Below are 12,532 nucleotides of genomic sequence, written 5' to 3'. Positions count from 1 at the left end.
ATATCGAGGCATCACTGGCACCAATGAAATAATTACATTAGAAATTACACTTTATCGACCAGATCAGAGGGAATTAAAGCATATCATGCTGATATTGATTTAAACCTACATCCACCACCCTGTGCTCTAAAGTAAAAAACACACCAGGTAGAGTTAAAAAATGCAGAGGAATACAAGCAAGAACTATCCCAGCAAATCTCCGCACTAACGATAGAAAAGCAAATCCACTAATAACTATAATAATTAATCCTTTGCGATTATTTATTATAAAAAACACACCACACACAGGATTATTCTTGTTTTATACAAGCAATAAACTCAATGAAAAGCTATTATATTTATCAATTTTCATTGTTCGGCATAGTCGTATCTGCAGGCCGTTTGAAATACGCGAAGTGTAACAGAAGGGAAGATCGGGCTTTAAAAGAAAGGTGGGGTACGTGAGATACCCCAACACAGTAATAGGCAAGACACGGGTTCAGACGGTCAAACCGCCATCAAGTATCAGGGTTTGCCCGGTCATATAGCGGCTGTCATCGCCAATCATAAATGCCGCGGCACGAGCCACTTCATTGGCTTTCCCCAAGCGGCGCAGTGGGATTTGCTTGCGCAGCGCTTTCAGTGCCTCGGCGGGGATAGCGTCCGTCATATCACTTTCAATAATCCCCGGCAGCAGGCAGTTCACCCGGATGCCAAAGCGTGCGACTTCCAGCGCAAGTGAACGCCCCATGCCGATCATCGCCGCTTTAGTGGCAGCATAGGCCGTTTGCCCAATGTTGCCCTTGATCCCGGAAACAGAAGACATCAATACCAATGCCCCCTCCCCCTGCGCCAACATGGCCGGCAGCAAGTGCCGGTTCCAATAGAAGATGGCGTTCAGATTGGTATCCATCACCTGCCGCCAGTTGTCGCCGTTTTGCTGAATATGCAAGCTGTCAAGCGTGATACCGGCATTATGGATCACCGCAAAAGGTGCACCGAGACGCGCCAGCAACTCTGGGGCAACCCGGTTCACCGCCTCTTCGTCGCTACCATCGCAGACGCAACTTTCTACCCAGCCGGGTAAACCGGCGCAGGCGGCAATCACCTCAGCACTCTGCGCTTGGCTGTTGCGGCAGGTAAATACCACATTCCACTGTTTAGCCAGCTCTTCCACCAGCGCACGGCCAATGCCCCGGCTACCGCCGGTCACTAATACCCATTGTTTAGTCATAGCAATTATTTCGGCTGTTCTGCCAACATGTGGCACAGCTCACCCAGCGTCATTTCCGGTTTATCGATAAACATTTCGGCGCTCAAGGTCGCGCCAAACTCGCGCTTAGCCAAAACCATCAATTCGACATAGTCCAGACTGTCCAATTTCAAGTGGTGCAGCGGCATCTCGGGTGACAGATCGGACATCTCCAGATCTTTCGCATCACAAATCATTTCGCAAACGGTGCTGTAAACCTGTTCGTACTTTTCCATTTTTATATCCTTATTTAATTACCGGCCAACGGCCATGTTTTCAATGTTACTGCGGTCGTTATCAGCGGCTGCTGCTGCACTCTGGCCTGGATCTCCGTACGTAATACAAAACCGCTGTCTCTGTTGCCCATGATGAGCATCGGTTGGATGGCATAATCCAGACGATCCACCAGGTGAAAATGCGCATCAGGGCGCAATAATTTTGCGCTGAAGTGAGTTTCATGATGCGTCTGCACCACCGGGATCTGGGCAAACACCTCAATCAGCGTCGCCGCCGTCAGCTCCGGCAAGGTGTCAGTCACCATCGCCAGGGTTTCCGGTGACTTCACCACTAATTGGAACAGTAATGCGTCAAAGAACCCCCAGATCTGAGTGACATCTGATGCATCCCCGGGAAACTGCTGGCTCAGCGCCATCACGTCAGCAAGAGGGAGCCGATGCTGTTGCCCGCAGTTCGCCTGCACCAACGGCTGAGCCGCCGCTAATTTGCTGCTAAAGCAGCACTCTTGCGTGACGCTGTCGAGCAGCTTGCCGGTGATTTGCTTACCGCTTTCAGTAATCTGTAGCTGATACGGGGTATGGCAAAGCACCGGGTGGCGCAGGCGCGTGCTGAAGGTATAAAACGCGTCCTCTGGTGTCGCAGCCAGCAGCGCTGCGCTCAGATGGCGTTTCATATCCAACATGGCGCGCATACCGTGGACGCTTAACTGCTCAGCCCCCATGTTGCGCACGTACTGCAGGTCAAAATGGATCGGGTTGTAATCCCCGGAAAAGGCCGCCCACTCTTCTGCATCACGCACCGTATAGTTGAGGTTCATGCTCATGCCTGCCCGATCACCAATGCCGCATTGGCGCCGCCAAAACCAAAGCTCAGATTCAGCGTGTTCTGTAATTTGGCCGGGCGGTGCCCTTCGCTGATGTAATCCAGGTCACATTCCGGATCGGGATTATTCAGGTGGCAGGTAGCTGGCATCAGTTGATGCTTCAATGCCTGCAAGCAAATGATCGATTCAAAACTACCGGCCGCCGCAATCAGGTGACCAGAGTAAGACTTGGTGCTGGAAACTGGCGTGGTATAGGCTGCACCACCCAGCGCCAGTTTGATCGCCTCGGTTTCATTCAGATCGTTGAGCGGCGTTGAAGTGCCGTGCGCATTAATGTAATCAATCTCGGAAGCGGCCAAGCCAGCCTGCTTCAGCGCAGACTGAATAGTTTTCACTCTGGCAATCTTGTCTTCAGCAGGCGCGGTGAAATCGAAAGCATCGGAGTAGTTGCCGTAGCCTTTGATCTCACCCAGAATGGTCGCGCCCCGCGCCAATGCGGCTTCACGCTCTTCCAGACACAATACGGCAGCGCCTTCGGACAGCACGAAACCGTTGCGATCGAGGCTGAATGGGCAGCAGGCTTTTTTGATGTCTTCCTGTTCACGCGCCAGCGCGCGCAGAATATCGATGTTCCAAACGGCGGCATCGGTGCGCAACGACTCACCCGCACCGGCCAGCATCATGGAAGCCCGCCCGCTGCGGATCACTTCAAACGCATCACCAATGGCGATCGTACCGGTGGCACAGGCGGCGATCGGGGTGTTCTGGTAACCACGCAGGCCCCAATAGAGGCTACAGGCCGCCGTGGCAGCATTAGGCATGGTCAGGAAACAGCCAAACGGCGAGCCCAATCCGGTGTGCAGATAATCTTCATAGTTGCTGTGCGTTTCATCCTGGCCAGCCCAACCGCTGCCGATAATGGTGCCGCAATCCAGCAAGTCGTAATAATCTGCCGGAGTCGCGCTATCAAACGCCATCTCCATCGCTTCACGCGCTGCACCCAGCACCAGGCGGGCAAAGCGTGGCAAGCGGCGGCGGATCGCCGCAGGGATCCCTTTCAGGTTGGGCTCATCGTCAATCAGCCCCATAAAGCATGACTGGATGCCCGCATGGGATTTATCGTAACGACGGTAACCTAGCTGGTAATCCATCATTGACGCCCAGCTTTGCTCCGCACTCATTCCCATTGGGGTGACCGCGCCATACCCGGTAACTACCACACGACGTGGCAAAGCATCTTTATTCATGATTTATTCCTTTCCTATCATTGTCTTTTTCCACACCGCCGCCCAATGCCAGCCACAGCGTCATGGTGGAATTGAGATAGTTGTATTGCAGTTGTGACAGATTGATTTTGCTGGTCAACAGGGAGTCTTCGGCATCCAGTAACGTCTGGAAGGAGACGGCCCCCGCCTCATATTGGCTCTTTGCCAACGCCCAGCGCTGTTCGGCAAGCTGCATATTCTGTTGCTGATTAGTGCGCTGCTGCTGATAACTCAGGCGCTGCGTCATGGCGTTATCCACATCGGACAGCGCACTGTAAACCTTGCTACGAAACGTAATCGCCGCCTGCTGAACGTCCAACTCCGACTTTTCGATGGTCAATTGCACTTTATTCCACTGGATAAAGGGCAGCGCGGCGTTAGCTCCCAGCGTGCGGTACGGATTACTGAACCACTGCTGGAAGATGGCGCTGCCCGCTCCCAGCGTGGCACTCAACGACAGCGTAGGGTAGAAACTCAGGCGTTCAACATCGGAACCGGCCAGCGTAGCGCGCAAGCGAGCCTCTGCTCCCTGCACATCCGGGCGGCGAGCGATCACTTCCAGCGGTAAAGTCTGAGCAATAGCGACATTTTGCGTCATATCCGACGAAGCCCGTTCAGGCTGGCGATCGGTCGGTGAACGGTTGAACAGGATCGCCATGGCGTTACGTGCCGCCTCACGCTGCTGTTGCAGGTTCTGATATTGGTTTTCACGCTCAAGCAGCGATTGCTGCGCCTGAAACAGGTCGATCTGCCCGGCCCCACCAGCCCTATAGCGCGACTGGACGATCTCCAGCGTTTGCCTGCCGATCTCCAGACCCGCTTGCTGATGCACAATCTGCTGATTCAGGTTGGCAATCTGCCAGTAGAGCTGGGCGGTGGTGCCAATCAGCGTTAACGCCGTATTTTGCCGATCCTGCTCCGATGCTTTAACTTGCCATTCAGCCTGTTCACGCGCCCGCGCCAGTTTCCCCCACAGATCCAGCTCATAGCTCAGACCAACCGAAGCCCCGTAAGACTCCACCGGCTCGCGGTTTTCCCGCAGATTCTTGGTGTTGCTGGCACTGCCATTCACCGTAACATCCGGCGTCAGATTGGTATTGGTCAACCCGGCGGCCAACCGCGCCTGCCGCAGTTGCAAGCCAGCAATCGCCAGATCGTTGTTGCTGGTCAGCACCCGGCCAATCAGCGTCGAGAGTTGCGGATCGTTGAAATTATCCCACCAGTGATCGGTCTGTTGCAGAAAACCAGAGCCAGTGTCTTGCACCCGCCACTGTTTCGGCACCGACAGCATCGGTTGTTGATAATCACTTTTCACCAGGGAGCCGCAGCCGGTCAGTAACAGTGAGATCGTTATGGCTAGAGAAATTTTATTCATCATTACTCGCGCGCCAGCGCCTCCGTAGGGTGAAGACGCGCCGCGTTGCGCGCAGGGAAAAAGCCGAACCCTAAGCCAATCAGCGCCGAAAAACCGCAGGCGAGCACGATCGGTGGCCAGGTGAAGATCATGGTGAATTGCTGCGTGACCTGGGCAAAAATCACCCCGGCGATCCCGGAACCAATGATGCCAATCATGCCGCCGAGCGAGCAGATCACCACCGCTTCAATCAGGAACTGACGCATAATGTCAGCCGGGCGTGCGCCCACGGAAAGGCGGATACCGATCTCATGAGTCCGCTCGGTGACCGACACCAGCATGATATTCATCACGCCAACGCCACCCACCAGCAGCGAAATGCCCGCAATGGCGGTAATCAGCAGCGACATCGAATCCGACGCTTTGCGCATGGTTTCCGTCATCTGATCGTTGGTTTGGGTAAAGAAATCGCGCTGACCATGGGCCTGCTCCAGCAGCCGCTCCACGTCTTTTTGCGCTTCACTCAGTGAGAAACCGTCACGCAAACGCAAGGTGATCGATTCAAGCGGCATACTGCCAGACATACGTTCCAATAACGAGGTATAGGGCATCCAGGCCCCCAACATCATACCGCTGAATTTTCCCCCTTTGGGTTCAGCGACGCCGCCAACCCGATAGGGTGCACCCGCAAGCTGGATAATTTGCCCTTCTGGCTCTTCACCGCTTTCAAACAGCGTTGAGCGCAGATCGGGATCGATGATCACCACCGGCTCTCGCCCCTCCAGATCGCTCTGGGTAAAGCTGTTACCGGACAGGAAACGCAGACCACGCACGCGGAAATAGGCGTCACTGACGCCAGAGAGCGATACAAAGGTCTCTTTCCCGCCGCGGATGGCCGTAACGGAGTTGCGGATCACCGGGGAAACGCTATCGACGTACGGTTGGCGCGCCAACAGCTCAACGTCCGAAAGCTTCAGAGAACGGGCAAAATCAGGACGAGGTTTATCCCAGCCCAAGCCTGGGCGGATCTCCAACGTGCTGGTGCCAAGCTGGCTGATTTGATCGAGAATACTTTGCCGGGCACCTTCGCCGACGGCCATGGACGATACCACGGAAGAGATGCCGATAATGATGCCCAGCATCGACAGGAAAGCCCGCACCCGATGCCCAAGCAGCGCACGCCAGGCCATCTTGACCGCCTCTTTGACGCTCTGCCATAACTGCGCGCGACCGGTAGCTACCGCCACCGGTATCGCCGGTTTGTTTTCCAGCGGCGGCAGGGTTTCATTACGCCGGTCGGCGATAATCTCACCGTCGCTGATTTCAATTATGCGCTGTGCCTGGCTGGCAACGTCGCGATCGTGGGTGACAATAATAATGGTATGACCGGACTGGTGCAGCGAATGCAGGATCCCCATCAGCTCCTGCCCACTGGCCTTGTCGAGCGCGCCGGTAGGTTCATCGGCTAGAATGATTTCAGCACCGTTCATCAGCGCACGAGCAATACTGACTCTCTGTTGTTGCCCACCCGAAAGCTGCGCTGGTTTGTACTCCATACGCTGCTGCAACCCGAGCCGGGTAAGCAGGTATTCGGCGCGCGTTTGCCGTTCCGCTGATGGCATTGCCGTGTACAGTGCCGGAATAGCGACGTTCTCTGCGGCACTCAGATAAGGCATCAGGTGATAGCGCTGAAAAATAAATCCGATGTACTGGCTTCTTAATTGCGCCAGCTGTTCACTGCTGGCCAATTGCGTTGAGATGCCCTTGATGCGCATCTCGCCTTCTGTCGGTTTGTCCAGGCAGCCAATGATGTTCATCAGCGTGGATTTCCCCGAACCGGAAGCACCAATAATCGCCACCATTTCGCCACGCTGAATGGTCAGCGAAATATTCTTCAGCACCGCCACCGTCTGTAGCCCGGAGATAAAATGGCGTGAGATACCACGCAACTCAATGAGTGGCGAACGCTGATCATCCATGGCCCACGCCCCCGCCAGACTGCTGTGGTAACACTACGCGTTCACCCTCTTTCAGACCTTCTTTCACTTCAGCGAACTGGCCGTCGTTAGTTCCTACGCGGATCCAGCGTGACACCGGTTGGTCACCCTCAATCACCTGTACCTGGTAACGACCTTTCTCTTGCTGCGCGCCCAATGCGGCAATCGGCACGCGCAAGGTATTTTTCGCCTGTTCGGTGATAATAAACACCTGCGCGGTCATGGAAGTACGCAACACGCGTTCAGGGTTGGCAATCGCAAAAATACCGTTGTAGTAAACCGCTGAAGGCTGCTGATTCGTCGAGGCCGATAAGTTACTTTCTTGTAGGGCATCATTCGGCGCTTCCTGAATCGAGCCCATCACGCTGTCATAACGCTGTTTGGGATCGGCAACCACGTAAAACCATAGCGGTTGCCCCACGCGCACTTTCAGGATATCGGTTTCAGAAATGCGGGTGTGAACCGTCATGGTATCCACGTTGGCCAGCACCAGGATGGTTGGCACGGTCTGAGACGAAACAATGGTTTGCCCTTCTTTGGTGACAATCCCCAGCACTTCACCGTCGATCGGCGCCACAATCCGGGTAAACCCCAGGTTAGCCTTGGCGGTTTCCAGCGCCATCTCAGCCTGCACAATCTGCGCCTCGTTGACCTTTAACTGCGCTACCTGCGTCTGGAACAACGCTTGTGCTTTTTCCAGATCGCTTTTAACGCCGGATCGGTCACGATCCAGCTTTAGCTGGCGCTTCAGCTCTTGCTGATATTGGCGCAGCGTCGCTTGAGTGACCTGTTTCTGTGCCTGAGCGCTTTGCAGTGCGGCTTCTGATTTACGTAATTCATTCTGTTGTAGCGTAGGATCGATCTCCGCCAACAACTGCCCGCGGGTAACGCGATCGCCCTGTTTCACATACAGCTTGGTCAACTGCCCGTTAACCTGTGCACCGACGCTCACCTGCAATGAGGGTTTCAGGATGCCGGTCGCCAGCACGGTTTTCTCAATATCGCCCTGTGTCACCACTGCGGTGTTTAGCGACTGAACCTGCTTAGGTACGGTGAAGGACCAGATCGCTACGCCGATCAGTACCGCCAACACCAGCAAGCCAATCAGTTTCATCACACGTACTTTTCGTTTACCCGGGCTCGGCACGATAGTTTTCATCAGCATACCGCCGTCGTCAGAATCGGTTGAGGTTCAAACTCTGTAACAACACTCTCTATGTGTCCGCTGGACATACGGTAAACACGGTCAAACATTGGCAGTACACTCTCGCTATGCGTCACGGTGATCAAGGTTTTATGGTATTCGCGACAGTGCGCCAACAGGGTGTCCATCACCTGGTGTGCGGTCTCTTCATCCAGATTGGCAGTCGGCTCATCCAGCACCAGAACCGGACGATCGCTATACATCGCACGAGCCAACAGCAGGCGCTGGCGCTGGCCTAATGACAACCCGGCATGACTTTCGCGGATCAGCGCATTCAGGCCACCCGGCAGCTTTTCCACCACCGGCGTCAGGTTCAGCCCCTTGAGTGAGTGTTCAATGCGCCGATGTTTATGTTCGTCAAACTGGTCATCAAACAACGTGATGTTCTGCAGTACCGAGGCATTAAACAGAATATCTTCCTGACTTTGCAGGAAGAACAGGGCATGAACCTGACGGTAATCGATCGGCTTGCCATCCACAATCACCTCCCCTTGCTGCGGAGGCATCAGGCCAGTCATCACTTTCAGCAAGGTGCTTTTGCCCGCACCTGACTCACCCACAATGGCAATACTTTGGCCGGGTCTCAGCGACAACGAGAGATCCCTCAGCACCGGCTGTTGGGCATCATAGGCAAAAGCAATATTGTGATAACGCAGTTGTGAAGTGAACGTCGGGATCGGAGCAGGAACGGTATCATCTGATTCATCACGCTCAGGCAACGCAGGAAATAGATCGCGCGCGCGCGTGTCGATCACGTGAAGCTGGTTTTTCTGCAGAATGGCATAGAAAATTTTGGTGATGTACGAGGTAAAAATCTCACGCACAAAGCTGTAGGCAAAAAACTCACCCAGCGTAATAGTGCCGTTTTTCAGCAGTGGCAGCGCCAGGAACATAAAGCACACCATTTCCAGGCTGCCAATCATCTGATACATACTGCTTTTCACCTGTTCATACACTTTCTGCTGCTGACGGCAGGTAAATAATGACAGGGCATACTTGGCAAACAGGCTCTTGCGCTGGCTGTCCAGACCGGCAGATTTAATGGTGGAGAAACCTTGGATACTCTCCAGAATAAAGTCGCTCTGCTCGGCGGTTTTGACCTGCATCTGCTGGGTATAAAAACGATCGCGATAGATCGCCCAGACGCTGACCAAGCCCATCAGCGTGACGCCAATGCCCGACACCATCGCCAACAGCGGGCTCATGTAACACATCACCGACAGGGCAATAGCCCCGATGATCCAGTCCGTCCGCAGGCCATTATCCAACTCGATTTTGATCCCGGAAGCCATTTGCCAGTTGGCAAAACGGCTGAACACTTCACCCGGTGCACGCTTATCGAAAAAGTTCAGTGAGTTGCTGAGTAGCCGCGAGAAACCGGCCACGCTGTTCACCACCACAAAACGTTTGATAAACCGCTCGGTGATCCAGCGCACGGCAAACGCCAGCGTGGTCGACACCACAAACGCCAGCAGGAAGTAGAAATACGGGAAATCGGTTTCACCCGCCGAGGAGAACACTTTATTGATGGCACTGCTGACCATCGTCGGCATGATAAACAGGGTTAATGAAATCAGAAACGCCAGCACCATCAGCCGGTAAATACCGCGAATGCCTGCGGTTTCTTTCAGGCTCATGCACTCCATGGCGCGAGAACGCTTGCTGCGCTTCACGTTGGCCAGCGCCTGTGGATCGGCCTGCGTCTCAGTGTCCAACACCAGCGCATAGCCGCTGATTTCCCGCTTTAAAGACTCTATTGGCAGCAGTTGCTGACCAATCGCCGGGTTCATGACGCAGACGTAATTCCCCTTACGATAGGCAAGCAAGACATAGTGGCTGGCACCGTAATGCAGAATCGCTGGCAGCGGTAACTCGGCCAGTTCATCATGCTCAAATGCCACCGGGTAAGCAGGCATCGCCAATTCCGACATAATGGTACACAGCGTGGCCAACGAAGTGCCATGCTGTGAAGCAGGATAGCGTTCGCGCAAGCTTTCTAGCGGTGCACTGATCCCCTGCGTCTCGGCCATCATGGAGATACAGGCCAACCCACATTCATTCGTTTCGCCTTGAAAGACCAGCGTCGGGATTATCTTTTCCATGATCTGACTTCTTAAATTTCCAGGTTATTCATTGATAAAAAATAACGAATGTGAGTGCCAGAGCAGCCAGTCTTCCGGGTGCCGGGTGATTGATGCTTCAATAATATCGGGCAATTCAGTTTTTAAACGACGCGCAGGTACCGGCGGATAAATATGGATTTTTATTTCTTTGTCATAATACAAATAATAAAAAACCACCTGCGCTGATAGCGCTCTGGCAATACGAATAACGCCACTGTGCACATTGGCGGGGCGATTAAATAATTTACAATGTAATTTCGCCGTTTCCGCGTCATTGGTATTCACGGTATAGTCCGGCGTGATATCGGGGAAGATAATAATGTTACGCTGATGATCCGCCGCTTCCATAATTGCCGACATCAAATTACCGGCAATCGCGCGGTTATCATCGTGGATCGAGCAGTAAGACAGGTTAACCCCCCCCTGCTGCCGTGCTCTTTCATTGTAGATCTCGGCGCTTGCCGAGACGATTACCGTGGCCTGGCCAGGATAGGCGGCACCGCCCACCATACCGGCCAGCACATCAGACACCATATGCAACGGCGCCAATACCACAGGAGACCCCGCCTGATGCAAGGGTTCAACCACCGCGTTTAGCTCGGCTTTACAGCGCTCTAGCTGAGCCATCACCTGTGAGTTCTGGCCAAAGGTTGCCGCCAGCTCCAACAGGCGACGGCGCTGACTGATTTTGACAAAATCGACCTGGCGATCGTCATCGAGCAAACACCGTTTATTGGCAGTGGCAACAAAGGCACGCTGCCGCTCTCCCCTATTACTCAGCTTCAGCCAGCGGCCTACTGCCGCCAACCCAAGTAACAGCCGATAATCGCCATACCGCAGCATCCAACAAATAGCCTTACCGTGTGCACGGCGGATTGGATTGAAACTCTGCGCTATTGCTGTGAGAGAATTTCTCCACGCCAAATAAAACCACACGGCAAATAAACGCATTATTGCTCCAGCGGTTTGTCATGTTGCAACAACGACAGCAGGTTATCGATAAACTCAGGGAATTCTCGATCCTGTTGTGCTAACCATTTCTTATTCACGATAAACGTCGGCGTTGCATTGATTTTGTAATATTTTGACACCTCAGTCATATAATTCAGCAGGTCTTCCACTTGCTGCGACTGACTGGCTTTAGTGTAGGCCACCAGATCGATGCCATTATCTTGCAACCAACGGTCGCGATTTTGCGAGTTGCTCAGATCAATTTTATCTTTGATAACGGCTTTATACGCACTTTCACGGTATTTCGGCTCAATGCCCATCACGGTCAGCGTCGCAAACAACGGAGCAGTATGAGAAAACGCGCCCATCTGATCGCCATTGACGTGCAGGCGGACTAGCTTGGACCCTTGTGGCATACGCGCGTCTAATTTATCAACATTTTCTTCATTGATTGAACAATAATGACAAGCGTAAGAGAATAACTCGACGATGCTGCTGTCGTCCTTGATGGGACTGTTCTGCACTTCTTGAGCGCTAACCGAATGCAGGCTAGTCTGCTCTGCACCATCACCCGAATTCTGATTAAGAATAAAATAGTGGAAATAAGCGGTTGTTATCAGAGAGGACACGACAATCACAAAAAGAGTGTAGGCGATGAGATACAAGGGTTTTTTGAACATAGCAACACGTCCTAAAAAGACATATTAATTAACTCTTATAATAGGAGGGACAATCATTGTCTTTTTCAGCACGCTTGCGCCACTGATAATGCCAGCAGCAATCACATCCCTGTCCATTTAAAAGCACAATATTTAAAACAGGCTGATGCGAAAAATTTTATCGCATCAGCACTGAAGTTATATCCTAAAATATAGGAAGTATAATCTTATGGAACAATCACACCACAGTTAGAGAAGTTAGTCTGCTCTGTAGTAGAGCTGATTTCTTTACCATTCTTGTCAACACAGGTAGTTACTGCGTTGCAAACTGTAGCTGATTGCTTAACAAAACGAACGGTACAAGTAGTAGTGCAAGTACCGCCAACGATTGAATTAGCTTCGAACAAATTAATCTTTTTCACAACATCATCCTTATATAAAAGTGAAATAAAACCAACCCTAGCATTGCTCATCATTATGATAGAACAAATCTACGCTTGATATAAAGGCACGAAAGAGTGCCTTTATTAAAGCGTAGAATTAGGGGTGGGTTATTTACGTTCCATCTACAGCGGGGACAAGGATAGCGTGACGCCTAAGTCAGATCAATACAATTTTTCTCGCAGATAACACCCTGTTCATAAACTGTTTAATTATTAATACAGGATATTTCTCGCATTTTCTTAAT

The 12,532-nt window shown here is 52.6% G+C and carries 11 protein-coding genes; all 11 read right to left on the bottom strand.

Annotated elements, in window-relative coordinates; translation table 11 throughout:
• Window positions 1-478: 478 nt before the first annotated feature.
• On the bottom strand, window positions 479-1,213 hold the full coding sequence (locus ACX1CU_RS04825; protein WP_459401480.1) for an SDR family oxidoreductase: 735 nt from the start codon (window positions 1,211-1,213) through the stop codon (window positions 479-481).
• A gap of 5 nt (window positions 1,214-1,218) precedes the next feature.
• Window positions 1,219-1,467 carry an acyl carrier protein gene (locus ACX1CU_RS04820; protein ID WP_459401479.1) on the bottom strand — a complete coding sequence of 83 codons (249 nt, stop codon included), beginning with the start codon at window positions 1,465-1,467 and terminating at the stop codon, window positions 1,219-1,221.
• A 14-nt stretch (window positions 1,468-1,481) separates the two neighbouring features.
• Window positions 1,482-2,285: a hotdog family protein gene (locus ACX1CU_RS04815; protein WP_459401478.1), complete on the bottom strand. Its 804-nt coding sequence runs from the start codon at window positions 2,283-2,285 to the stop codon at window positions 1,482-1,484.
• 2 nt (window positions 2,286-2,287) lie between these two features.
• Window positions 2,288-3,538 (bottom strand): beta-ketoacyl-[acyl-carrier-protein] synthase family protein, encoded by a 1,251-nt coding sequence (locus ACX1CU_RS04810; protein WP_459401477.1) that lies wholly within the window; start codon window positions 3,536-3,538, stop codon window positions 2,288-2,290.
• Entirely contained in the window at window positions 3,531-4,934 is a 1,404-nt protein-coding gene (locus ACX1CU_RS04805; RefSeq protein ID WP_459401476.1) for an efflux transporter outer membrane subunit, read from the bottom strand. Before ACX1CU_RS04805 ends, ACX1CU_RS04810 begins: the two co-directional genes overlap by 8 nt.
• Window positions 4,934-6,889 (bottom strand): ABC transporter permease, encoded by a 1,956-nt coding sequence (locus ACX1CU_RS04800; RefSeq protein ID WP_459401475.1) that lies wholly within the window; start codon window positions 6,887-6,889, stop codon window positions 4,934-4,936. The genes ACX1CU_RS04805 and ACX1CU_RS04800 overlap by 1 nt, the downstream gene beginning before the upstream one ends.
• Complete coding sequence (locus tag ACX1CU_RS04795; protein ID WP_459401474.1) at window positions 6,882-8,066, bottom strand: efflux RND transporter periplasmic adaptor subunit; 1,185 nt, start codon at window positions 8,064-8,066, stop codon at window positions 6,882-6,884. The genes ACX1CU_RS04800 and ACX1CU_RS04795 overlap by 8 nt, the downstream gene beginning before the upstream one ends.
• Window positions 8,066-10,213, bottom strand: a complete 2,148-nt coding sequence (locus tag ACX1CU_RS04790; RefSeq protein WP_459401473.1) for a peptidase domain-containing ABC transporter — start codon at window positions 10,211-10,213, stop codon at window positions 8,066-8,068. Before ACX1CU_RS04790 ends, ACX1CU_RS04795 begins: the two co-directional genes overlap by 1 nt.
• A gap of 24 nt (window positions 10,214-10,237) precedes the next feature.
• On the bottom strand, window positions 10,238-11,185 hold the full coding sequence (locus ACX1CU_RS04785) for a lysophospholipid acyltransferase family protein (RefSeq protein WP_459401472.1): 948 nt from the start codon (window positions 11,183-11,185) through the stop codon (window positions 10,238-10,240).
• The gene (locus ACX1CU_RS04780; protein ID WP_459401471.1) at window positions 11,185-11,865 is read right to left on the bottom strand and encodes a DsbA family protein; all 681 of its coding nucleotides are present in this window, start codon (window positions 11,863-11,865) and stop codon (window positions 11,185-11,187) included. The genes ACX1CU_RS04785 and ACX1CU_RS04780 overlap by 1 nt, the downstream gene beginning before the upstream one ends.
• 206 nt (window positions 11,866-12,071) lie before the next feature.
• Window positions 12,072-12,266: a DUF4762 family protein gene (locus ACX1CU_RS04775; protein ID WP_459401470.1), complete on the bottom strand. Its 195-nt coding sequence runs from the start codon at window positions 12,264-12,266 to the stop codon at window positions 12,072-12,074.
• Window positions 12,267-12,532 lie beyond the last annotated feature (266 nt).

This window comes from Serratia sp. D1N4 (assembly GCF_054552755.1).
The sequence above is the reverse complement of the archived record's forward strand: the minus strand, read 5'-3'. Positions and strand labels throughout refer to the sequence as shown.